Genomic DNA, 24,782 nt, shown 5'->3' with positions numbered 1-24,782 from the left:
ATTGCTTTTTTCTTTTGAAAAAACAAGATTATGATCCTTCCGAATTGGAGTACAAAGATATATTTTGTTTCTTTGTAATCCTAATAAAATTTAGAAAAATGTCACACAAAGCAGGATTCGTAAGTATCATCGGAAAGCCAAATGCTGGTAAGTCCACACTAATGAACGCTTTAGTGGGTGAAAAAATGTCTATCATTACACCCAAAGCGCAAACGACAAGACACCGCATTATCGGTATTGTAAACGATGAAGACCATCAAATTGTGTTTTCGGACACTCCAGGTGTTATTAAACCAAACTATTCTTTGCAGGAATCCATGATGAATTTTGTCCAAGGATCTTTGATCGATGCAGACATTATACTATTTGTGACAGATATCAACGAAAAATACGATGAGAACGATGTCCTCGAGAAATTACGCAAAACAAATTCTCCTGTTGCTGTACTGATCAATAAAATTGATAAATCTTCAGAAGAAGAAGTCAAAGCAAAAATTGAATTCTGGCAAGAAAAATTAAATCCAGATACCATTTTTGCCATTTCAGCAAAACTGAATCATAATGTTGCTGCCGTAATGCAATACATAAAAGACAAGTTACCAATTCACGAAGCTTATTATGAAAAGGATGAACTGACAGATAAATCCATGCGTTTCTTTGTCTCCGAAATGATCCGTGAAAAAGTGTTCAAACTGTATGACAAGGAAATTCCTTACAGCACAGAAGTGATCGTTACATCGTACAAAGAAGAAGCTAATATTACGCGGATTGCTGCCGAAATTATTGTTGAACGCGACTCTCAAAAAAATATTATCATTGGAAAGGCGGGCGCCATGATCAAAAAAGTAGGAACCTACGCGCGTCAGGATATTGAGGAGTTTATCGACGGAAAGGTATTTCTCGAACTTTTCGTTAAAGTAATTCCTGACTGGCGAAGCAAGAAAAATTACCTTAAACGTTTCGGTTACGATGACTAATTCGTATGGAATACATCAGCGGAAGACTTTGATATATAAACCTTCGGCTGATGCACTATTCTATTTTAATGTTACTTTGCAAAGTATTCACGAAGTGCTTTAATCTGTTTGAGATTAAGCACTTTTTTTAGGTCTTCATCAGACGCTTCCTTCACCTTTTTTACCGATTTAAATTCAGTTAACACTTTCTCCACTGTTGTTTTGCCTATGCCTGGCACATTTTCAAGTTCAGAAACAAAAGTTTTTCGGCTCCGCTGATTTCTGTGGAAGGTGATTCCGAAGCGGTGTGCTTCATCCCGGAGATGTTGAATGACCTTGAGGGTTTCAGACTTCTTATCCAGATAAAGTGGATACTGATCACCCGGATAGAAAAGCTCCTCCAGCCTCTTCGCAATACCGATCACCGTGACTTTCCGTTCGATCCCCAATAAGCGCAGACTCTTTAACGCGGCCCCTAGCTGCCCCTTACCACCGTCTATAATAATCAATTGGGGCAGAGGCTGATCTTCATCCAATAATCGCCTATAGCGTCTAAAAACAGCCTCCTCCATCGTGGCAAAATCATTGGGCCCCTCCACGGTTTTCACATTAAAGTGGCGGTAATCTTTCTTCGAAGGTTTTGCATCCTTAAAGACAACAATAGCCGATACGGGATAATTGCCCTGAATATTCGAGTTATCAAAACACTCAATATGTTGCGGAAGCACATTCATCCGAAGGTCCTTTTGCATCTGTTTTAAAATACGCTCAGTGCGGACATCCGGATTAAGCTTCTCATATTGCAACAAACGTTCCTTCCTAAAAAATGCGACGTTCTTTTGCGAAAGCTCCAGGAGTTTTTTCTTTTCACCCAATTTGGGGATTGTAAATCGAATCCGTTCGTTCTCTTCAATATCTAACGCGAATGGTACGATAATTTCCCGCGACAGACTTTTGAAACGTTCCCGTATCTCTGGTATGGCCAGGGCTAAGAGCTCCTGTTCACTCTCATCTAAACGCCGTTTCATTTCCAGTGTTTGCGTTTGAATAATCACACCATTCATCACTTTCAAGTAGTTGACAAAAGCATATCCCTCATCCGAAGCGATGCTAAATACATCGACGTTTGTAATGGATGAGTTAACAACGGTGGATTTACTCTGATAATTGTCTAGCTTATCCAACTTCGCCTTGATTAATTGTGCTCTTTCGAAATCCAGAGCTACCGCGGCAGTAGCAATACCTTCTTTCAAGCGATTGGTCACCATAGCAATCTTTCCGTTCAGAATATCCTTAATATCACTCAGATTCTGATCATAGTCTTCTTCAGATTGATATCCTTCGCAAGGCCCCTTACAGTTTCCAATTTGGTATTCAAGACAGATCTTAAACTTGCCTTTCCGTATATTTTCCTGTGTTAGGGCCAAATTGCAGGTCCGCAAGGGAAACAATTCACGAATCAGATCCAAAACAATATGCATCATCCCCACCGAAGGATAGGGTCCATAATAGCGCGAACCATCTTTGATATATTGCCTGGTCCAAAAAACGCGTGGAAAAGGCTCATTCTTGATAACAATCCAAGGATAAGTTTTATCGTCCTTGAGAAGAACATTATACTTGGGTTTGTGTTTCTTGATCAATGAATTCTCAAGCAACCAAGCATCAATCTCCGTATCAACTATAGTAAAAGATATCCGATTAATCTTACGGACCAAAACGCGTGTTTTGCCATTCAGCTGATTTTCATTAACGAAATAAGATCCGACCCGATTGCGCAAATCTTTCGCTTTCCCAATATATATCAGCTCATTATTTTTATCAAAATACTGATAGACTCCAGGCCGATGCGGTATCTTCTTTAATTCCTCTCTATAATCAAATACGTCCATTATGTTTTAATATCAAGCACGCTCAGCAAAAAAGCCAGACAACAAATTTCGAAAAAATTTATTGTCTGGCCCACTGGTATTCGTTAAAATAACTTAGAAACCTAAGCGGTCATCTTTTAGTTTAGTTTCGTCTTTACTGCTCGAATCGGTAGATCCATCTTCTACATCAGAGCCTCCGCCACCCCAGTATTGATTACAGTCTATCACACGGGTGAGTCCACCTTGAGGTTGTTCAAAATCACCTTTAGTATATTTCAAATTCGAATCTTTATATACTTTCTGCATGTAATAAGCGAATACTGGCATAGCTGCCGCAGCCCCCTGACCGTACTCCATGCGATCGAAACTAATGCCCCGATCTTCCGCCCCGGTCCACACACCTGTAACCAGTTCGGGCGTAATACCGATAAACCAAGCATCCGAGTTGTCATTCGTTGTACCCGTTTTACCACCGATTGGATTGGTGAGCTTGTACATCCATTGAATACGTCTCGCCGTACCTTGGGATACCACCTTTTTCAACATATCAACAATAATATAAGCAGATTCACTATTTAAGGCTTTTACGACCTTTGGTGCTTTATCATAGATCGGTGTACCATTTTTATCTTCAATCCGTAAGATCGCAGTCGGTTCAATCCAGGTTCCTTGATTTACAAATGCCGAATAAGCACCCACCATATCAAACACCGACGCTTCATAAGCACCTAATGAGATCGAAGGATAATTAGGCACATCACTTGTTATACCCATTCGCTTTGTCAATGCAGCGACTTCGGCAGCACCAACTTCGTGTACTAAATAGGCTGTCGCATAGTTTTGAGAATAAGCAAGGGCCTTAGCCAAGGTAATAGGGTTTCCTCCTTGCGCATTTCCCCTTGGGGTCCATCCGTTATACGTTTGCTGGTAGTTTGGAATACTATAACATGGTGAATAGCCATTGTCAATCGCAACCGCGTAAGTAAATGGTTTAGCCGTCGATCCGACTTGACGCGTGCCCATTTTTACCTGATCATATTTAAAATGGTCAAAGTCAATCCCCCCTACCCACGCTTTAATATGTCCCGTCTTTGGCTCCATTGACATCATCGCATTGCGCAACATGAGTTTATTGTATTTAATGGAATCCATTGGCGTCATCATAGTGTCGACGCTTCCTTTCCATGTAAAAATATTCATAGGAACTTTTACATTGAAAGCCTTTTTGATTTCGTCTTCATTCAAACCTTCTTCCTTCAAAATGCGGTAACGATCAGAACGCTTCATTCCGCTGATTAATAGCTTCGCTTTATCGCCTTTGAAGGGATCCCTATTTTTCCATTGTGCGGAAAATTTAGACTGCAATTGCTTCATCCACTCCTTTTGTGAATCCTCTGCATATTGCTGCATAGACATGTTGATTGTCGTATAGATTTTCAATCCATCGCGATCAAGATCATAGGGCGTACCATCCGGCTTGGTAATAGAAAGCTTGGCAAATTCCTTTTTGATCTCGTCTTTTAGTACCGCTCTGAAATAGGGAGCCAATCCTTCGCCGTAATTTGCGATCTTAAGCTCTAAACCAAGTGGTTTCTCTTTTGCTTTTGTTGCCTCTTCTGCCGAGATAAAATTGGCGGCAACCATATTGTTCAACACCGTATTACGTCGGGTGCGAGATCTATCAGGGTAACGCACCGGAGAATATGCTCCCGGACCTTTTAGCATACCCACCAACAAGGCTGCTTGTTCCGCTGTCAATTTGTCGGGAGTCGTATTAAAGTAAGTCCGCGCAGCTGATTTGATTCCGTATGTATTGTAGGCACCAAAGTCTACCGTATTGAAATACATGGTAATAATCTCATCCTTGGTATAATTTCTCTCCAGACGAACCGCCGTAATCCATTCCTGAAATTTTTGGATGACTCGTTTTAAAAAATTCTTCTGACGTCCATCCGAGAAGAGATTAAGTGCCAGCTGTTGTGTAATCGTACTCCCCCCTTGCTTATTACCTGTCAAGGTATGGAAGATGACTGTGAATGTACGCGAATAGTCTATACCAGAGTGATCATAGAAACGTTTATCCTCTGTAGACACCAATGCTTTGACTAAATAAGGGGACAATTCGCTATACTTTACATTGGAACGGTTTTGAACATAATAGGTCCCCAGTACTTTATGATCTTCAGTGATAACTTCAGAAGCTAAATTGCTTTTTGGATTTTCCAAATCACTGAAGGAGGGCAATTTCCCAAATAATCCAAGACGTATACTCAATATAAACAGAAAACCTATTGCAACAACTCCAACGATAATCTTCCAAAAATTGAACGTATATCGTTTGATATCAGCTTCCGTCAGTTGATTTTTTTTTGATACTCGTTTCATCTAATCACTAAATTTCAGACGTAAATATTATTCATTTAAGACCACACAGCGTATTCAGATTTTACACACACTGTGCTATTTTAAAACTTGAATACTGCATTATTTTGATCCTTGTAGACTTCAATTAAGACATTAATGCTCACTCTATCAGATAGTGTGCCAATAATCCTTACTTGGCAAAGGTATTACTAATTGTACCAAAAGCAAGAATTTAAACGCGAAAAATATTGAGCAGAACTACGCCCGTTCGATCAAGCAAACCGCATAGGCAACGGCCCCTTCCTGACGGCCGATAAATCCCATGGTTTCATTTGTCGTTGCTTTAATGGAAATATCATCGATATCCAAACCAGTGGCTTCAGCCAATTTAACTTTCATCTGCGGGATATAAGGTTTGATCTTAGGAGCTTCCAGGCACAGCATCGCATCAATATTGCCAAGCGTATATCCCTTCGCAGCAATCAGCGCCATACATTCTTTCAGTAACAATAAGCTACTGATACCTTTCCAGCGCATATCTGTGTTTGGAAAGTGGTAGCCAATATCTTCTAAATTTGCTGCCCCCAAAATGGCATCACATATCGCATGCACCAATACATCTGCATCAGAATGGCCAAAGGCCCCAGCATGGTGCTCCAATTGAACACCTCCAACAATAAAGGGATGACCCTCTTTCATCTGATGGACATCAAATCCAAATCCTACCTTAATTTTCATGACAATAATTATAACTATGGTGTCTACTCCTATTTAAAATATTCCGAGACACTCGATTTATATATCTTTAAAACAAAGTCAATATAAGCTATTACAACCGCCCAGCGCCGCTATAAATCAAACTTAGGACATCTTCTCCGAGATCTCCACGTATCAACATACAAACCTAATGACAGATTATTGCGAAGATAACAATTCGCAGCTATATTTATTGTTACAAATGATTTAGGGAGGAGGCATTGCGAAGAAAGTCACTCAAATAGCAATTCGACTTAATGAAAACCTGCGTAATAAAAAAAGGCTATTTTTTGAAATAACCTTTTTTTATTGTTTTTTGAAACGCTTCAAAAAGTACAGCCTACGCTTCTACTTCTTCCGGCGCAAATTGATCATATACTTCTCCAAAGGCATCATAGTCTTGATCGCCGTTGGGCTCAAAAACCTGAATATCTTTTGATCTTGCAAAATCAACTATTTCGGTATTGACATTTTGATCCGCAACAACGACCATATCGGTAAAATGCAAAGCACCTTTATAGATAGCCTCATAGCTACCATCACCGTACACCTGCGCATCCTCAGCTTTGAATGAACCCTCTGGTGCCATTTCCGCATACTTCGTACCTAGTGTACTTTTAAACTCTTCATTGAACAAAGAGTACATTACTTTTGCATCCTTGAATGTCGGATCGTCTTTATAAGTCGTCTTGACATACGCCGGTACCAACGCAGAGAACCATCCATGACAGTGCACTACATCTGGGGACCAACCTAATTTCTTCACAGTTTCCAACGCTCCTTTACAGAAGAACACCGAACGCTCATTGTTGTCTGCAAAGAACTCGCCATGCTCATCACTAAAAACTTTTTTACGCTGAAAGTAGTCTTCATTATCCAAGAAATACACCTGCATCCGGGCCGCAGGTAATGAAGCAACTTTAATAATTAGCGGATTATCATTATTATCCACAACAATGTTCAGGCCTGAAAGACGAATAACCTCATGTAATCTATTTCTACGCTCATTGATATTCCCAAAACGCGGCATTAAGATCCGGATCTCAAAACCCTTTTCTTGCATCGCTTGCGGAAGTTGACGTGTGATTTCAGAAATTTTAGTTAATTCGAGGAAAGGCGACATCTCGTGAGTAATAAACAATATCTTCGTTTTTGCCATCTCCAGTTATTTTTATTTATTATTTTCGAACAGTAAAATCGGTCTACAAAGGTACGAAAAAAATACTTACTATGCAATTTACTATTAATCATCGTTTTATATTCCCAAAATTATATGCAACTTTGCCCACAAAAACTAAATAGCAAAGTGGAAATTTTCAAAACGAAAGCCTCTCTCCAAGCATACCTGCAAGAAGCACGAAAAACCGATCAAAAAATCGCCCTAATCCCGACCATGGGGGCATTACATGAAGGACATTTATCCTTATTAAATTATGCAAAACCTTTGAGCGACATTCGCGTCTGCAGTATTTTTGTAAATCCTACGCAATTTAATGACCCAAAAGATCTCGAGAAATATCCACGCCCAATCGAGAACGATATCAAACTATTGGAATCTGTGGGGTGTGATATTCTTTTCTTGCCAACCGTTGACGAAATGTACCCCGACAAACACGAACACTGGCATATCGATTTGGGCGAACTGGATCAAATCTGGGAAGGGGAAAAACGTCCAGGGCATTTTCAGGGCGTCACTCAAGTCGTCTATAAATTATTTACATTAGTACAACCGCATGTTGCCTGTTTCGGACAAAAAGACTTTCAGCAGGTCATGGTTATTAAACGCATGATTGAAATGAAGGATCTACCTATTCAATTGGCGATATGTCCCATCATCAGAGATCTAGATGGTCTAGCTTTGAGCTCCAGAAACATGCGATTAAGTGAAGAAGGAAAAAGAATAGCGTTGGCCCTTTCACGTTCCTTGACATACGTAAAAGACCACATCAATGATGCTATAGCACTCCGGGAAGTAAAAGACCAAGCGCTGAAGATTTTAACAGATACAGATGGACTGAGCGTTGAATACTTTGCCATATGTGAAAGTACCAGCTTAAAGGAGGTCGATCACATCGATTTCAGCAAACAACATGTTGCCCTCGTCACGGCCTGGGTTGAGGGCGTCCGTCTGATCGATAATATGATTCTGAATAATTTGTCAAATTAATTGACAAATCTTTCAAATTCAGTAGAAAGCCCTAACTTTGCGCCATGGTAATAGAAGTAATGAAATCCAAGATTCACCGCGTTAAGGTCACACAAGCGGAATTGAATTATGTGGGTAGTATCACAATAGATGAAGATTTGATGGATGCCGCAAATATCATCGCTAACGAGAAAGTTCAAATCGTAAACAATAACAATGGAGCACGCTTTGAGACATACGTTATCCCTGGCCAACGCGGTTCGGGAACAATTTGTTTGAATGGTGCTGCGGCACGCCTGGTTCAAGTTGGCGATATCGTCATCATCATTTCCTATGCGACCATGGATTTTGAAGAAGCCAAACAATTTCAACCCTCGCTTGTATTTCCAGACGACAACAATCATCTGATTAAATAGTATGGATGTAAGGAAAAGAGAACATTAAAGTATCAAAAATAGACATACTTAATATTTTTTAATCCATACAGCCCTATACTGATAAAATAAAATCGTAATTTTGAAGCGTTACCCTAAAAAAGTAACGCTTTTTTATGTACCGAAAAACAACCAGAAGTCCACGTCAGCTTATCGCATTATGCCAATTGGTGTTAATGTCGCTGATTATTATTTCAGGTGTTGTTTTTATGCACAAAGAGGTAAAATCTACAGGTGAAATTGTCATGCACACCCACCCTTATGATTTTACCAAGAAACAAAAGCCCCAAGAAACAGATGACCAAATCGAATACCTGAATGTCATCTACCACAACACCTACGTACAAACCGAATTTACCGTCCTTGAATTTCCTATTCCGCGTGAAGTAAAAGAAGAACATTATAATTCATTTTGTCCGGAGGCGATCACCACAACGATCGATCATTACCATTTACGTGGCCCCCCAGCATAGTATAAAACCAACATTAAAGATTTCGAAAACCAGTGGTCTGGAATAGCAGTACTCGACGCAAATAAGCGAAACAGGCTATAAGCGTCCAATAACAGATTGCTATACCACGAAATGCCCATATCGGTACGGCGTCTTTGATACAATTTCTTTTTGGCCTCCTTTTCGAGCATTGTCGTTGATGCCAAGGCGACACCCTTCGTCGGACTACCTTACAGTGGTTTCAATGAACTCCTTGGTACAATAGCCTTGCTTAAGGACAAGTTATTTCTTGTTTCTTATCCGTATTCAATACCTTGATTGCTGTTCATAGCACGCTATAGACAATGGGATATGAGGCTTGTATTTTTAAAATTTTTATAAAATTACTATGCTAAAGCAATACACTTTATTCGCCTTATTACTGGCGGGTACATCCACTATATATGCCCAATCGAAACTTGAAGGCTATTTATTCAATAAAAACCATGAAGCAGTTCCCTCTGGCACACTGACCTTAAAAAACAGCAAGCTTGCGACTACATCTGATACAGCGGGCTACTTCAAGTTGTCTGTTATACCGATGCAAAAAGTAACATTAAATATATCTGCAGTAGGCTACCGCTCAATCAGCAAGCTTATCTCCCTTGATACGCTAAAGGCTCCATTACATATTCAACTTGAGGAAGACAACCTCAATTTGGATGAGGTTGTTGTTTCTGCTACACGTTACGGCGTCAAACGAAAGGATGCTCCGGTAGTTGTCAATGTAATAGGCCCCAAATTATTTAATGCGACACAATCTGTCGCCATGTCTGAAACACTGAATTATCAGCCGGGGGTACGCGTAGAGAACAATTGCCAGAATTGCGGTTTTTCACAAGTCCGGTTGAATGGTCTCGAAGGTCCCTATTCACAAATATTGATCAATAGCAGAGGCGTATTCTCCGCATTGAATAGTGTATATGGATTAGACCAGATTCCCACCAGTATGATCGATCGTATTGAGGTCGTACGAAGTGGCGGTTCGGCATTATTTGGCGCCAATGCCATTGCTGGGACAATCAATATTATTACAAAAGATCCGGTAGAAAATGACTGGCAGGTAAAATCAACCAACTCACTCATAGGTGGCAGAAGCTGGGACAATACAGTTGATTTTAACACCTCGACGGTTGCGGAAGACCTCAAGAGAGGTGCGACGTTCTACGGCATGCACCGCAATCGGGAAGCATATGATGCTAATGGAGATGGTTTTTCGGAAATGACCAAACTTCGAAACACTACTTTTGGCACAAAAATATTTTACAAACCGAGTGATCTAGATAAGATAACCGTAGATTTTAGTACAGTGAATGAGTTCCGTCGCGGTGGTGATCAGCTTGATAAAGTACCCCACTTGACGCAAATCACAGAACAATTGGAAACCAGTTCGCTTGTTGGCGGAATCACCTACGATCATTACTCTAGCGATTACAAGCAAAAAATGTCGCTTTACGGCTCTGTACAGAAAACCGTTCGTGACAGCTACTATGGCGGCCTAGGGGGCGGAGCAACACTCGCAGACAGCACATTAGCTGCCAATGCATACGGAAAGACAAATGATATCGCGCTGGTTGCAGGGGGACAGTATACCTACAACTTTGAACGCGATGTATTTACCGCCGGAGTGGAATTCTCGTACAACGATACCCAAGACGACATACCGGGGTACAAACGAACCATTGATCAGCAAAACAGAGGATTAGGCAGTTATGCCCAATACGAATGGAAGCCTTTAAGTAATTTTAAAACCTTGATCGGAGCCCGATACGATTATACCTATGTCGATGGCAAATACAGTCTTGCAGGTATAGACCGAAACTCATATCAGCGTTTTGGCACTTTTAGCCCACGGTTGACAATCTTATATGATATCACCAAGGACCTTCAATTTAGAGGGGGCTATGCCCGCGGTTTCCGTGCGCCCCAGGCATTTAACGAGGATATGCATGTCACTTCCATTGGTGGAAATCAAGTATTTGTGTTGATTGGTGAAAATCTAAAAACAGAGTATTCCAATGCGTATACAGGTTCCTTTAGCTACAACAAAAATTTTGGAAATGTACAGACGAGTCTGCTTGTGGAGGGGTTTTATACGGATCTAAACAATCAATTTGTCAATGTCATGGCATCAGAAAAAGACGGATTGATCATCCAGGAGATGCAAAACGGTGATGGTGCCCGGGTATATGGCTCTAATATTGAGATCAATATTGCACCATCATCTTGGTTTTCTATCCAAACCGGTGGGACCATTCAGCGCTCTCGCTATAAAAGAGATCAACTTATCTACGAGGGAAAGGAAGACGGACAGGACATCCTGACCAAGAAATACGTCCGTACACCCAATATTTATGGCTATATGAATAGCAATTTAAAGGCGACCAAACAATTTGCAATCGATCTGACCGGAGTCTACACTGGAAAGATGATTGTTCCTCATATCCAAAACGATATGATGACCTTGAAAAATGCGCGCGACTTCGTCGAGTTAAATCTGCGGCTGGGTTATACCTTACCCATACATAAAGATTTTAGTATTGAAATTTTCGGCGGTATACAAAACATGTTCAATGCTTTTCAGAAAGATTTTGACAAGGGACCATTGAGAGATTCAGACTATATCTATGGTCCGACTCGTCCTCGGACATTTACCTTTGGCTTGCGCGTTGGCCATTTCCATTAAAATACAATAACTGATCTATGAAGCATATCAGGAAAATATACGTTATGTCGATGATGCTATTTTATCCGCTCTGTCACTTTGGGCAAGAGCGGATTAATTGGATCAGCTTCGAACAGCTTGATTCTTTACTTGCTGTTGAGCCAAGGGAAACACTGCTTTTCATCCATACCGATTGGTGTAGCTACTGCAGAAAAATGGAGCAAGAAATCTTTACAAAAAGAGAAATTATTGAATTAATTAACCAGCGTTACTATGCGGTGAAGTACGATGCCGAATCTACCGAAGAGATTGTTTTCGACAACAGCATATGGAAGTCACTGAGCAGAAAAAAGAAAGTAGGGAAATACCATCCATTAGCAGTACAATTACTGCAGGGAAAACAGTTTGTCTTTCCGAGTATTTTAAGGCTGGACTCTAAATTTCATCTAAAAAGCATACGACAAAAATACTTGAATTCAAAAGAGTTATATGCTTTTTTAGAATAATTTAACATTTGATGTAGCGAAGTTTGTCCAGCCTGCGTTTTGAGTTTTATAATTAATACACACTTTAAGAAATTATGAAAAATATCACAAAATTTTTAATGGCGTTTTTGTGTCTAGGCATTCTTTTTACAGCTTGTAATAAAGATAATTTTGATTGGGACGCCTATTACAAACAACAAGAAGAGGCGATAAAAAAGGAGAAAGCAAGACAAGATTCTTTATATAAAGATCAAGCACCTCTTTTGGAAGCTTACGCGAGACAGAAGTGGGGTAACGATGCTAAGCGTTCAGACTCTTTGCTATCAAAAGGTATTTGGTACAAAATCGAATATGCTAAAGAAACCGCTACACCTTATACATATGGTATCACTTTAACAAATAATGGTCCTGCGATTACACCTTTTGCGGCAACTTTCAATTTTCAAGGAGAGTTAATGGATGGAAGAGTTTTTGATAAAAATCCAGTTGGTTCACCAGCTGTTTATACTGATATATACAAAGCCATCAATATATATAATGTAGGATGGATGAGAGCCTTTACGCCTCCTGTAATTAAACAGAATGGCATAGATTATTACCCACACGGATTACTTCCAAAAGGATTACAAAAAGGAGATAAAATTACTTTTATTGCGCCTTCATATTATTCGTTTGATCAAAATGAATATACCAAAGGCAGTGAGAAGGTGACAGTACCTAAGAATACACCAGTTGTGTATACAATCGAATTGTTAAGTATTGGATCTGCTACCTCCAACTAAACAAATAAGCCGTGCTAAAAAAAGCCATTTTCTTAATGAGAATGGCTTTTTTTGGCAGATCTTAATACAGAAATGTAAATTACTGTATCAATTTGTTAATTATTTAGGCGTAAATATACAAAAAGAAAAAAATCTTATACATTTGCTGGGCCAATTTCACAATGAAATGGCCACTTATTGAAAAACTAACAAATAATACCATGAAAAAATTGTTATCACCATTATTTTTAGGAATTACAGCAATCGCTTTCATTATTATTAGCTGTGCCAAAAGTGATGATGCGCCGATTTACGATGCAGCTGCACAATTTAAAACAGACTCCGTCGCACTTAAAAATTATGTTAGCCAAAAGTATCCCGATGCCCAATACAATAGCGAGACAGGCATTTGGTATAAAATTTTAGCTGAAGGCACAGGAAATTATCAATATAAAATTGTGGATACCTTAAATGCTAAAGCCTTTAAAGTTAATCCAACTGTAAAGTATACTGGTCGCCTATTAAATGGCAGTATTTTCGACCAAACTGAAACCGATAAAACGGCTAGCTTTGAGCTCCTCACCAATACCGGTTATAATTATCCTTTCGAGAGCACGCTTATACCAGCTTGGACATTCGCATTTGCTCCTAAAAAAATAGGTGATGTAGATCTCGGAGGACTGACAGAGAAAGGGCTTCAAAAAGGTGCTAAAATTCATATCATGGCGCCTTCTAAATTCTGTTATGGAAACCGAGCGGTAGGGCCAATTCCTGCCAACTCACCCTTAGACTTCGTGATTGAAGTGGTAGACATTAAATAAAAATATTTTAACTATAAGTTCTCTTGTATACAATGGTGTTAGAATCTAAAAAATCCTAACACCATTTTTAAAATGGTACAAGTTGGTTACAACTTAATCTCCATTTGCTGCCGTTAAGAATTAAATTAAAAAAATGAAAGTAACTGTGCTTATGTAACAAAGGAATCCCTCCTATACATTAACAAATCAAATTGGGATGGAAATGAATTGGGTGCAAAAACCGAATGCGAAATGTTTATAATAAAAAAGCTCGAAGTGGGGAACTCCGAGCTTTACCTAACCAATTATTAACCTAAATTATGAAAAGTTCTTTATATATTATTTTTAATATCTTTCGTTGCTTTTGATATATCAAAGGTACTATACATCTGCATTCATGTCAAGAAATTTAACAGCATTTAACGTTGTTAAAATTATGTTAAAACAATTTAGCATATCTCATACTGTTAAACTATTCATTCTCTCCCCCCGATTTGCTTAAAGGCTATTGCTGCCTCAAAGAAGCGGCCCCCATTCGATTCAATTCCCTTAGCTTATTTCTATGTATACCTTACAAATAACCCTATATATTGCTACATCGGTAACATACAGGGTACAAACATCGATTTCTCTTGGTTAACTTTCCTTTATTCGAATAAGAGCAAGCTTAGTATCAAAAAAAAGAAATAAATTTGTGAGAAGATCCTCCATAATTAGGTATCTTATTTTTAGACGATCAATAGCATATGAAAATAGCTTTAGCACAGTTAAATTACCATATCGGTAATTTTGAAGCAAATACTAAAAAAATAATTAGCGCCATCCAACAGGCCAAAGAAGCAGCTGCCGATCTTATTATCTTCGCTGAACTCGCAATTGGCGGATATCCTGCCAAGGACCTCTTGAGAAATAAGGCATTCAAACATCAATGTGATGAAGCTATTCATCAAATCGCTGCACAGTGCCAGGATATCGCCTGTATCATTGGAGCACCCTTCAAAAACGGTGATCCTGAAGGTAAAGAACTCTACAATTCTGCTGTATTTATCGAACATGGAATCGTAAAGGACGTTGTTAAAAAAGGTCTTTTGCCTGATTATGATGTATTTGATGAATATCGCTATTTTGAACCTAGTAGAGTTTTCAACTGCATCGAACTGAACGGCGTAAAGATTGCCCTAACAATTTGCGAAGATCTGTGGGACGATGACGAGGGTGGCAATTCGTACGTTGGCGATCCCATGGCAGAACTGAGAAGAGAAAATCCAGACCTACTCATCAACATAGCGGCCTCTCCTTTTTCCTATACGCATTTTGAGGAACGCGTTAAAGTTCTTAGTCAGCAGGTCAAAAAGTCGGGCAGACCGCTTATTTATGTTAATCAAATTGGGGCTCACATGGATATTATATTTGATGGACGCTCCATTGCCTTGAATAATGAAGGTACAACGGTCGCTGAACTAAAAAGCTTTGAAGAGGATCTTCAATTTATAACCTATCATCAACAAAATATAATCTCCACCACAGCCGCTCCGAAGCACCCTAAATCTGAGATGGAGCTTGTGCATGATGCATTAATCCTGGGCCTTCGTGATTATTTTCAAAAATCTGGTTTCAGAAAGGCAGTTTTAGGCCTGTCGGGCGGACTGGATTCGGCCTTGGTTGCTGCCTTGGCCTGCGAGGCTCTCGGGGCCCATAATGTATTGGCCATACTGATGCCATCGGTTTATTCTTCCGACCATTCGATAAAAGATGCCATGGATCTGGTCAACAACACTGGCTGCAAACACCATATCGTTCCCATCAAAGATATTGCTAATGCATACGAGCATAGCTTGGCCCCTCTTTTTGAGAATCTACAACCCGATACGACTGAGGAAAATATACAAGCACGCGCCCGTGCTGTAATTTTGATGGCCGTTTCTAATAAGTTTGGTCATATCCTGCTCAATACGTCCAATAAAAGTGAAGCTGCTGTAGGATACGGTACGCTCTATGGTGATATGGCAGGTTCCATCTCTGTAATCGGTGATGTTTACAAATCCAAAGCCTATGATTTAGCACGCTATATCAATCGAGAACGGGAAATCATTCCAATCAATACCATTGAAAAAGCACCTTCCGCAGAACTTCGGCCAGATCAAAAAGATTCAGACTCCTTACCGGAATATGAACTATTGGATCAAATCCTCTTTGAACTCATCGAAAATGAGAAAGCAGGATCTGAGGTTGTAGCAATGGGCTTCGAACAATCGTTAGTAGAAAGGATATGTAAATTGGTTAATAATGCTGAATTCAAACGTTTTCAAGCTCCTCCTATCCTGCGGATCAGTCCAAAAGCATTTGGTCCTGGAAGACAGATTCCGCTAGTGGCAAAATATCCTTATTAATTTTACAATTACGATTAAACCATATTTATAGTTTTTTGTCTAAAGTAATAGGTTGTGAAATCAAAAAGGATAATAGCATCCCGGAGGATAAAGAAACAATTGCCATAAAGACCGTCAACTGTAATATTTTTACACTTGAAAGGTATACGATAAGGAATAAAAACAAATTAGTTAAATAAATATAAGTTCAATATAGGCCATGAACCATCATGAGTTGGCCGCTAAATACGGTGATAAAATACTCATGGTAGATTCATCACAGTTAATAAACAAACCGAGTGAAACGAGCTCATTTACACCAATGAGATCACACTTATAAATAATTACTACGATGAAAAAGATTCTATTATTTTTGGTGCTTTGCGTTGCACTCGCATCATGTTCGTCTTATCAATACAATACCACACGGGTAGAAAAGATGGATTTTACGCCATTTAAGACGTATGCTTGGTTACCTCCGGTCGACTCGTTATCAAAGTCTTATTTTGACAATGATATCGCTAAAACCAATATCTTGGACGCAGCTAATACTGCTTTAGAAGCAAAAGGCCTTCAATATTCCAAAGATAACCCTGATTTGCTATTTCGATACATCACGATTGTCAATAATAAGAGTCGCTTGGTCTATGGTGGCGGCGGTTACTACGGCTGGGGTGGACCCTGGGGATGGTATCGTCCGTGGTTTTCACCCTATTACTACGGTGGCGGCTATTACCCAGTTGCAAAAGAGCGCTATCGTTATGGTCATCTAATTATTGAAGCTATTGACCGCAAAACAAATGCAGTGATTTGGCAGGCACGCGGATCAGGAGATGTCGATAACCCAGAAAAAGCAATTAATAACATCAGCAAGGTTGCAAAAGGTGTTATTGAACTGTTTCCGGTGAAGACCTTAAAAAAATAAACGAAGTTTATATATAAAAGAAAAAGACTGGTTGACGCTAATTAACCAGTCTTTTTCTTTTATATACAACTGCCTCTATTACAAAAAGACAGCTAATATCGGCACAGATTTTGGACTGCGCATTCCTTATGTATATTCCCCCGCTATGCGAAGAACTCATTATTATATCCTGGTTCTAAATCGATGATCTAACTTTCAAATAAAATGGAACCTCAACACGGTCTTTGGACTTTTTAATAATCAATTCGGCCGCTAAACGTCCCATCATTTCAAAATCAGTCGATATGGTTGTGATACCATTGAGAATAAATTTTTTCAATGGTGTTTCATTATAGGAGATCACACCAACGTCAGTTCCGATGACCAATTTTTTCTGTATCACTTTGTTCAGCAGTTTTACAAGATCATCTTCGATAATATTAATGTAGCACGTTCCCTTCTCTACCTTCTCTTCATCGATATCAGAAACTAATTCGTGATCAAAAGCATATTGCTGACAAAATTTATAAAATCCTTTGATAATAGCCTTTGGAAAATCACTGTAGTCCGGAAAGACCAGTTTTAAGCTTTTGTATTTACTCAAAACTTCATTAGCTTCCTCCAGAGCGGAGTAAATATCCTGTTCATAGTTCTCATAAACAGCTGGAAAATCGCCAGGTACATCTTCGATAAACTTACCCAATAACATTAGCTTTTCTGAAGGGATTTTCCGTATAATATCCGGGGCCTTATCCCTACCTTCTTTAAAGTGTGGAAAAAGAACATAATGGTCATAAGTTTTCGTTAGACTCCCTAAAAGTGTATTTAAATACGATAGATCTGAATTATAAACAAACAAATCCAAATTCGCATAGTCACTTAATTCCTTTGCAAAGGAATCATACACAATCTTTTTATGCGCACTGAGTTTATTCAGAAAGATTGCAATCTTAAGTTTCGATTGTACATCTGTTTTATGCACATAATAGCCCTTACCGGGGTTCGAAGCAATAACCTCATTTTTCTTCAGGTATCGGTAAGCCTTTTCAACGGTATCACGTGATATTTCTAAATAGGCACTTAACTCATTAATGGAAGGCAACATATCATCTCGGACCAATATTTCGTTTCTTACGGCATCGGTGATGGTATTTGCCAATTGCAAATACTTTGGAGTAGCAGAGAAATCACTAATTTCTAAAGTTTTTAAAAATTGATTTACTGAATTGGTCATTGTTAGATTTTAAGAAATATAAAATTAACGATTTGTTCATAACTTTTTAAAAAAAACTTAAAAACCACCGTTTTCAAAGATCTTTTGCGATTCAGCCCATGACAAAAATCTACTGCCTTCGAATCATATAAACATCCCCTTATTTTAACAGTGAATTTTTTAACAATTGAAATCGTTATATATTGAGCCGCTTAAAATGTAACTGAAGTTTAATTTAAAGGATATTGAACGAACCAATGATTTCTATCCAGCAAATATTGGCGAATTTGGTTCGTTTGGCCTTCGGAGTACTTCTTCGCGACGATATCGGCTAAAATTGTAGGGTCGTTCCAACGATCGGCAATGCGCATCATCGCAAAATAAGCCTTTGCTTCGCCCGCACTTTCCATCAGGGTCTCTTCAACAACTAACTTATCTAATGCCTTCTTATAAGCATCAACTTTTTCTGTCGTTGATAAATCATCTCTGCTAACACCTTCAGGGTGCACGGGTGCGAGATTGACCCGACGTCTAATTCCCCAATTTCTGGCAAGGCTAACATTCATCGCCGCATTGTCAAAAGGATACTTTAAATTGCCTGCGTTTCGTGAAAGATACAACTCTACACCATCATTCAACAATGCCTCCGCCTGATCAAACATGCCCAAGTTATTGAGGGCTTCTATCATAAAAAAGTGTATATCAGCATCTCGGTATATGACAATATGGACATTATTTTTATAGATTTCCGAAGCACTCTCCCGATCTCTCGAAAATTTGCGGATCACCCATGCTCCGTTCTGTAAAAAGTAGGTGTAATTCTCTCCCCGATATTGATCACCCAAGGTGTGTCCATCATATCGAATTTGTTCCTGGTATCGACGCATGGCGGCTGCCGTCGGCCTTAAATAGTATAAGGAAGGACTTTGATTCGAGAAAAACTGCATCAAGCGATTTGTCTGGTTTCGTTCAAAATCATAGGGTACGATATTCATCAATACTCTTGTACGTGTTATTGGATCCCTCGTAAATACCTGAACCCACTCCCCATTATAATCGTCATTACTGACCTTAAACTTATTACTACCATTGTCGTAGATAAAGCGAATACCGATATCGACCACTTTTGTATATTGCTTCGTCCACAGATACAGCTCCATTAATAATGGTTCAGGCGATGGACAAATCATATTCCAAGTGAGATCTTGCTGATTAGTAGCCACCCCTGGAAATAAAATATTGCCCCAATTCGCGACATACTTTCCATCAACACCGTCCACACCTATTTCCATCAATGCGACCAGTTTAGGCAACAGTTCATTTAAAGAAATTACGGGAATGGAAGACAGATTGTCTAAATCGATCTTAGAATCATCGAAATAAGCTACCTTACCGTATAATTTCCCTAGCGTCAGATACGTCCATACTTTAAAACGAATTGTTCCAGATATCAATGCATTATAGTGCTCGTCCTCCAATGCTTTTGGGTTTGCTTTTCGATAAGACCTAATTTTTTCCAAATAAGCATTGGCATTTACAATAAGATCATAATAGGTGCGTGGGTTGGCAAAGGTATTGCCCTTTTTTTCCTTGTAGTTGTACAAATCCCACAAATCTTGGGGTGCATTGGCCGTAGGTTCAAGTAGATCGGTTCGTAAGTCACTTAAAAATACAGTTTGATCGGCCAGAGCCTGCATTTTTGCAGCAACTCCCATATAACCTGAATACAGTTCATTGGTTTCTTGACCATAATCTTTTTCCGTCAAAACATCGTTGGTATTCACTTCAAAATATTTGGAACAACTGGTAAGAACCAAGCACACGACGACTATGCTATAGTGTATATAATAACTTTTCATACTTTCTAGAGTTTAAAATTGACGCCTAATTTAAAGGTCCGTGGTAAAGGGATTTTGCCATAGTCTGCACCGGTATAAGCCATGCTATTGCTGTATGCAGTTACAGGATCCAGTCCCAAATATTTGCTCCATGTAAATAAATTTTCAGCAACGATATACCATTCCGAATGCGCAAGAATTTTAAGTCCATGATTACCAAAACGATAAGACAAAGACAAGTTCTCTAAACGCATATAAGAAGCATCTTCAATCCATCGGCTAGAAAAGCGTGCGTTCTCCATGGGATCACCATATTGTACCTGTGGGATATCAGTTTGTTGGCCATCGGTCTGCCAACGGCGCAGTGCCGCAATGGATTGATTATTATAACCGGCGAGATCCTCGAGACTTCTACGTACAGCATTATAAGTCTTGTTGCCCTTGGTAAAACTCAAGAGACCCTGCAATTGAACCTTCTTATAACGTAAAGTGAAATATGCGCCCCCAAATAATTTCGGCAAACTACTTCCTAGATCGACCTCATCTTCGGCATCTATAATACCATCGTTATTCACGTCCTCAAAGAAAACATCGCCTGGAGCAAACATTCTATTCTTATAATCGTATAAATTCAATTGCTCGGCCTCTCTGGCGCTAGCAATAACGCCATTGGATTGATATCCATAAAAAGAAAAGGGTGCTTTATCCACCTGATGGATGCGAATAACATCATCTTCCTGCTGTAACAATATTGGATTCACACTCAACAGCTTTTTTACGGTACTGTTTAATGTGGATAAATTACCGCCCAGTGTGAAGGACCAGTCTGTTTTGTCAACGAAAACAAAATTAGCATCCACTTCCAAACCACGATTGTTGATTTGACCCCCATTTAAAAATATCCTGTCGATTCCCGCTATGGGCGACACAGAAAAACGATTCAAAAGATGACTGGCACGGTTGTAATAATATCCCACGTTCATATTTAAACGTTGATTTAGCCCCGAAAAGATTAAATTACCCTGCATATTTTGGTTATCTTCCCATCTAATTTCATTGCTAGGAATGTTACCCACTACAATTCCAGCAAGTTGTCGATATAATTGGCTATTGTAGTACGATTGTCCAATCTTTGATGAAAAACGGCTGTTACCGGTTTTTGCGTAACCAAATTTTAACACGAGGTTGTTTATCGATTCATTCTCCTTCAGAAAAGACATATTAGAGAGCAGAATTGATAAGTCCGCCCCCGGGAACAGGCCAAACCTTTTGGCATTTTCCCCTGTAACGGAGCTACCGTCAACGCTAAGATTGGCATCTAATTTCAGTAAGCTGCGCCAGTTGTAACGGACGAAACCATACATGTTCATCCAATTCCAGTCTTCATCATATCCCCAAAATTTACGTCCTGCATTACTGACATAATTCAGTGTACGGTAAAAATCGGAACTCGTATTCCTGCCCGCACCGGCATCATACTCCTGACTATTCAGCAGGCCCTGTATACCGATACCAGCATCCAATTGATCGCGGCCTAACTGTTTCGCATAACTTCCATAAAAATTCCAGGAAATATTAGTAGACTGCCCAGCGCCCGATCGCGCTGTATTTAAAGCAATTCCATTCTCTAAAGGGAGAATGGTGCCGCTAGACAAACCTGGTACAAAGGTTGTCTGACGGCTATAATTTGTATAGTAACCAAGCAAAGCATTAAATTGAAGATCTTTAGTCGCTCTATAGCGCAAATTAGCTTGTGCAAAAACATCGTAGACGTCCGATGTAAAATCGCCGGTTTGTAGAAGAGCTAAGGGATTAGAGACGCCAAATTGTCTAACACCGTCCAAATCAGTCAATAGGTTGTTGTCTTTATCTTTTGTATAGGGGCTAAGAATCGGCGCTCTATACATTGCGGCCAACATGGGATTGGTGGCTTTTAACATGCCTTGTTCCTGCATTCTTCCGGTGTTATAGGTCAATGCCATAATTGCATTCAAGTCGAATTTCTGTCCTAAAGCAATCGTTGAATTCAAACGCGTGCTGTATCGGGTGTTGTTTGTATTGTCCACTACGCCCTGTTGGTTCAACACGCCAAGCGAGAGATCATATTTTGCAACCGCATCGCCACCTTTGATTCTTAAATGATGATCGGTTGCAAAAGCATTTCGATAAATCTGATCTTGCCAATCCGTTTTATTATTGTACAGGTAGTTATAATAATAATTCGGATCATCTTTCAGGAAAGGAAATTGCGCCAGCAGCTCGCCCATATCGTTGTAATTGGTCATCCCAACGGCACCGAGATAACTCTTGTATTGACTATCATTCAGCACAGGCAGCGTTCTATACTGATGCGCTACTCCAAAATTACCTCGATACTCAATAACCGTTTCCATATCATCGGATGCAGAGGTTTCTAATTTGAGTACTCCATTTGAGCCTAACGAACCGTAACGTGCTGTTTCGGCTCCCTTCAAGAATTGAATACTTTTAATATCATGAAGGTTAAATGGGGCAAAGATACTTCTCGAGTATCCACCAATAATCGGAGAATTATCCATGTCTGGTAAATACGGTACATTATCGACGACAATCAGCGGATTGCTATTTGCTTCAAACGAGCGCACTCCCCTAAAATTCAATGCAGCACCTTCTGAAGGCATTCCACCTTTGTTGGTCGTGCGTAACCCTACAATCTGGCCAGTTAGTACTTGTTCAACGGTGGCTGCGCCCTTAGGATAGTGTTCCGTGGTCAACAACGTCGCATTAGCTGCAGAAAAAGACCCCGAAACTACATTTTCATAATGTTCTCGTCCCTCAGAAATCAACTTTATTTCAATTTGGTTACGCCCCAACACTTCAATACGTGATTCAAAGAATCCGGGACTCCAAATCCGAATAACTGGCGACTCATCTCGTATATTATCGAAAACAAATGTTCCATCCGATTTCGTCTTGGTGGTATGTGTTGAGTTCAAAATACTTACAATAGCCCCCTCTATGGGAGTTTTATCGTACGATTTCACGACCTTTCCCTGAATATTTTGCTGGGCATAACTATGCATGCAGAATAATGAGAATGACAAAGCCATTGACAACTTCCACACATGTTTATTTTTCTTATACATGAGATCTGTAAAATTCATTTGGTTAATAATTATTTACTGTTGGAATCAACGCCCAGTGGTAAGGCTCAATATTTTCTACAGTTCCCTTTCCTAACCCGGCAAATTCAACTTTAATTTTAAAGGACCGGATTTTATCGCCCTCGATCACTACAGGTCCGACTAGTCCTCCCCAACCATTATACTTGGTTCCAGCTACAGTATTTGTCGCGCGATCATAGTTCCACGGCGTCGACGGTTCCACATTTAAAGACTTTGCCACTAACTTATCGTCTACGTAGATATTCACAAATGGATGGTTTTTGGCCAAAAATCCCATATACAGATTATATTCTCCTGGTGGAACTTCCACGACTTTATAACCTGTTGAACCATCTGGCTTCCGCGCTAACATAATCGGAGTAAAATTGATTGATGCAGGCTTATTGTCGGCTATATCTCCCCGTATGAGAAGGGTTCGGTAGGTAAGCTCGATCCCCAATGTAGGAAAACTTACCTTATCCCTGTCTTTTGGTTCTATAGCGGTCACATTGGCGAGGCCAAACAGGTTTGCCTTTTCATTTTCGGGTACATATTCATAATAATGAAACAACTGCTTTATCATTTGAATATGGACATTATTGGGAATTTTTAATTTGGTTACGTTAAAGATTCTACCGTTACTCATGCGTTTATATTGCGGATCTACCAGTTGTATACCTGGCTTCCATAAGCGATTAAAGGCGGACGTCAGATCCTTTGTGCCATAGTCAGTTATAATTTCATTATAAAAAATAGCCTCTTTGATCCATGTATAGGCGATTAAGGAGTCTTCTCTCAAAAACTTCTTTCCAAATTGATTATAGAGACGCTGTAAATCATCAAAACAATTTTTAATAATCTGATTAGCAGGAAGGAACATCGTAACATTTGCAAACTCAGAGCGGATGTTCGCCTTTTCAAATATTGGATTTGTAATGGTAAATACGGAGTCGTACAACGTGTTCCCAGTTGGATCTACCCCTATGGGAACACTATTTGACAAATCAAAAATCGTATCATTCATGGCGAGAACGCTATCTCGAATGATCGAATAGTCATTCCCCAGACCACGGAGATAATCATAAATGCTAACGTCCGGCTTCAGCAACAGATCAATTTCATGCACCACCCCGTTTTTACAAAATTGATTGGCCTTAATCAGTTTGGCGTCACCAACATATGCCTGATTATCCTTACGTGAAACCATCAGATACTTCCCATTTAAAGTAATTAATTTTAAACCATCTTTAAGTTTTCCACTGTCATATTTGAGGTTATTGATATGATACTTTAAGATCGAGATTTTATCTTCTGTGGATGATTCAAAGGCTGCCATCTGATCATTAGGTACCGCCCATATGGTTAATTCTTGATCGCGGGTCAGCTCTTCAGCAATCCCATATTCTTCCAGTTTTGAGACAAATAGGCTGTATTGTGGTTGAGTTTTAAGATAAGCTAACAAATCTAATTGCGATATGGATCCTTGTTCCTCGTAGTGCTCATTCCAATTCTTTTTACATCCTGTTACTGCAACAAGCATGAACAGGAGAATTCCTACAACGTTTTTCATGTGTGTATAATTAGAT

The 24,782-nt window shown here is 39.5% G+C and carries 18 protein-coding genes; 10 read left to right on the top strand and 8 right to left on the bottom strand.

From position 1 onward, the window contains the following. The first annotated feature begins 98 nt into the window (after positions 1-98). Positions 99-977 carry a GTPase Era gene (gene era / locus QE382_RS04285; RefSeq protein WP_293956894.1) on the top strand — a complete coding sequence of 293 codons (879 nt, stop codon included), beginning with the start codon at positions 99-101 and terminating at the stop codon, positions 975-977. A 71-nt stretch (positions 978-1,048) separates the two neighbouring features. Here the strand turns inward: era and uvrC are convergent, their stop codons facing one another. From uvrC to QE382_RS04265, 4 genes are all read right to left on the bottom strand, one after another. Continuing rightward, entirely contained in the window at positions 1,049-2,848 is a 1,800-nt protein-coding gene (uvrC, locus tag QE382_RS04280; RefSeq protein ID WP_307184831.1) for an excinuclease ABC subunit UvrC, read from the bottom strand. A 93-nt stretch (positions 2,849-2,941) separates the two neighbouring features. Continuing rightward, a complete protein-coding gene (locus tag QE382_RS04275; protein WP_293956897.1) occupies positions 2,942-5,212 on the bottom strand; it encodes a penicillin-binding protein 1A in 2,271 nt (756 codons plus the stop codon). 237 nt (positions 5,213-5,449) lie between these two features. Further along, on the bottom strand, positions 5,450-5,929 hold the full coding sequence (gene ispF / locus QE382_RS04270) for a 2-C-methyl-D-erythritol 2,4-cyclodiphosphate synthase (protein ID WP_307184830.1): 480 nt from the start codon (positions 5,927-5,929) through the stop codon (positions 5,450-5,452). Positions 5,930-6,287: 358 nt separating this feature from the next. Further along, entirely contained in the window at positions 6,288-7,106 is an 819-nt protein-coding gene (locus QE382_RS04265; protein ID WP_307184829.1) for a glycogen/starch synthase, read from the bottom strand. 147 nt (positions 7,107-7,253) lie between these two features. Here QE382_RS04265 and panC point away from each other — a divergent pair, with 147 nt between their 5' ends. From panC to QE382_RS04220, 9 genes are all read left to right on the top strand, one after another. Then, on the top strand, positions 7,254-8,114 hold the full coding sequence (gene panC, locus QE382_RS04260; RefSeq protein ID WP_307184828.1) for a pantoate--beta-alanine ligase: 861 nt from the start codon (positions 7,254-7,256) through the stop codon (positions 8,112-8,114). Between the two features lie 44 nt (positions 8,115-8,158). Continuing rightward, positions 8,159-8,509: an aspartate 1-decarboxylase gene (gene panD, locus QE382_RS04255; RefSeq protein WP_293956899.1), complete on the top strand. Its 351-nt coding sequence runs from the start codon at positions 8,159-8,161 to the stop codon at positions 8,507-8,509. Between the two features lie 134 nt (positions 8,510-8,643). Then, entirely contained in the window at positions 8,644-9,000 is a 357-nt protein-coding gene (locus QE382_RS04250) for a DUF8478 family putative metalloprotein (protein ID WP_307184827.1), read from the top strand. A 367-nt stretch (positions 9,001-9,367) separates the two neighbouring features. Continuing rightward, the gene (locus QE382_RS04245; protein ID WP_307184826.1) at positions 9,368-11,704 is read left to right on the top strand and encodes a TonB-dependent receptor; all 2,337 of its coding nucleotides are present in this window, start codon (positions 9,368-9,370) and stop codon (positions 11,702-11,704) included. 17 nt (positions 11,705-11,721) lie between these two features. Further along, positions 11,722-12,189 carry a thioredoxin family protein gene (locus QE382_RS04240; RefSeq protein ID WP_307184825.1) on the top strand — a complete coding sequence of 156 codons (468 nt, stop codon included), beginning with the start codon at positions 11,722-11,724 and terminating at the stop codon, positions 12,187-12,189. Positions 12,190-12,263: 74 nt separating this feature from the next. Then, positions 12,264-12,950, top strand: coding sequence for an FKBP-type peptidyl-prolyl cis-trans isomerase (locus QE382_RS04235; RefSeq protein ID WP_307184824.1), 687 nt, complete (start codon positions 12,264-12,266; stop codon positions 12,948-12,950). Between the two features lie 200 nt (positions 12,951-13,150). Then, entirely contained in the window at positions 13,151-13,750 is a 600-nt protein-coding gene (locus QE382_RS04230; protein WP_307184823.1) for an FKBP-type peptidyl-prolyl cis-trans isomerase, read from the top strand. Between the two features lie 725 nt (positions 13,751-14,475). Further along, a complete protein-coding gene (locus tag QE382_RS04225; protein ID WP_307184822.1) occupies positions 14,476-16,119 on the top strand; it encodes an NAD+ synthase in 1,644 nt (547 codons plus the stop codon). 331 nt (positions 16,120-16,450) lie between these two features. Next, positions 16,451-17,023, top strand: coding sequence for a DUF4136 domain-containing protein (locus QE382_RS04220; RefSeq protein WP_307184821.1), 573 nt, complete (start codon positions 16,451-16,453; stop codon positions 17,021-17,023). A 175-nt stretch (positions 17,024-17,198) separates the two neighbouring features. On the opposite strand, the gene QE382_RS04215 is transcribed toward QE382_RS04220, so the two are convergent. The 4 genes from QE382_RS04215 to QE382_RS04200 all read right to left on the bottom strand — a co-directional run bounded on the left by QE382_RS04215 (position 17,199) and on the right by QE382_RS04200 (position 24,766). Continuing rightward, positions 17,199-18,236 (bottom strand): GntR family transcriptional regulator, encoded by a 1,038-nt coding sequence (locus tag QE382_RS04215; RefSeq protein ID WP_307184820.1) that lies wholly within the window; start codon positions 18,234-18,236, stop codon positions 17,199-17,201. A gap of 209 nt (positions 18,237-18,445) precedes the next feature. Beyond that, the gene (locus QE382_RS04210; RefSeq protein WP_307184819.1) at positions 18,446-20,074 is read right to left on the bottom strand and encodes a RagB/SusD family nutrient uptake outer membrane protein; all 1,629 of its coding nucleotides are present in this window, start codon (positions 20,072-20,074) and stop codon (positions 18,446-18,448) included. 5 nt (positions 20,075-20,079) lie between these two features. Beyond that, entirely contained in the window at positions 20,080-23,196 is a 3,117-nt protein-coding gene (locus QE382_RS04205) for a SusC/RagA family TonB-linked outer membrane protein (protein ID WP_307184818.1), read from the bottom strand. A gap of 4 nt (positions 23,197-23,200) precedes the next feature. After that, the gene (locus tag QE382_RS04200; protein ID WP_307184817.1) at positions 23,201-24,766 is read right to left on the bottom strand and encodes a fasciclin domain-containing protein; all 1,566 of its coding nucleotides are present in this window, start codon (positions 24,764-24,766) and stop codon (positions 23,201-23,203) included. Positions 24,767-24,782 lie beyond the last annotated feature (16 nt).

The sequence above is a fragment of the Sphingobacterium zeae genome (assembly GCF_030818895.1).
GTDB lineage: Bacteria > Bacteroidota > Bacteroidia > Sphingobacteriales > Sphingobacteriaceae > Sphingobacterium > Sphingobacterium zeae.
This window is presented reverse-complemented; position numbering and strand designations above follow the sequence as displayed.

Bases quoted from the DNA above. Each gene is read 5' to 3' on its own strand.
- QE382_RS04205 (WP_307184818.1), bottom strand. From the start codon at position 23,196: ATGAATTTTACAGATCTCATGTATAAGAAAAATAAACATGTGTGGAAG.
- QE382_RS04200 (WP_307184817.1), bottom strand. From the start codon at position 24,766: ATGAAAAACGTTGTAGGAATTCTCCTGTTCATGCTTGTTGCAGTAACA.
- QE382_RS04225 (WP_307184822.1), top strand. From the start codon at position 14,476: ATGAAAATAGCTTTAGCACAGTTAAATTACCATATCGGTAATTTTGAA.
- QE382_RS04250 (WP_307184827.1), top strand. From the start codon at position 8,644: ATGTACCGAAAAACAACCAGAAGTCCACGTCAGCTTATCGCATTATGC.
- uvrC (WP_307184831.1), bottom strand. From the start codon at position 2,848: ATGGACGTATTTGATTATAGAGAGGAATTAAAGAAGATACCGCATCGG.
- QE382_RS04230 (WP_307184823.1), top strand. From the start codon at position 13,151: ATGAAAAAATTGTTATCACCATTATTTTTAGGAATTACAGCAATCGCT.
- QE382_RS04275 (WP_293956897.1), bottom strand. From the start codon at position 5,212: ATGAAACGAGTATCAAAAAAAAATCAACTGACGGAAGCTGATATCAAA.
- QE382_RS04265 (WP_307184829.1), bottom strand. From the start codon at position 7,106: ATGGCAAAAACGAAGATATTGTTTATTACTCACGAGATGTCGCCTTTC.
- ispF (WP_307184830.1), bottom strand. From the start codon at position 5,929: ATGAAAATTAAGGTAGGATTTGGATTTGATGTCCATCAGATGAAAGAG.
- QE382_RS04245 (WP_307184826.1), top strand. From the start codon at position 9,368: ATGCTAAAGCAATACACTTTATTCGCCTTATTACTGGCGGGTACATCC.
- QE382_RS04240 (WP_307184825.1), top strand. From the start codon at position 11,722: ATGAAGCATATCAGGAAAATATACGTTATGTCGATGATGCTATTTTAT.
- panD (WP_293956899.1), top strand. From the start codon at position 8,159: ATGGTAATAGAAGTAATGAAATCCAAGATTCACCGCGTTAAGGTCACA.
- QE382_RS04210 (WP_307184819.1), bottom strand. From the start codon at position 20,074: ATGAAAAGTTATTATATACACTATAGCATAGTCGTCGTGTGCTTGGTT.
- QE382_RS04215 (WP_307184820.1), bottom strand. From the start codon at position 18,236: ATGACCAATTCAGTAAATCAATTTTTAAAAACTTTAGAAATTAGTGAT.
- QE382_RS04235 (WP_307184824.1), top strand. From the start codon at position 12,264: ATGAAAAATATCACAAAATTTTTAATGGCGTTTTTGTGTCTAGGCATT.
- era (WP_293956894.1), top strand. From the start codon at position 99: ATGTCACACAAAGCAGGATTCGTAAGTATCATCGGAAAGCCAAATGCT.
- QE382_RS04220 (WP_307184821.1), top strand. From the start codon at position 16,451: ATGAAAAAGATTCTATTATTTTTGGTGCTTTGCGTTGCACTCGCATCA.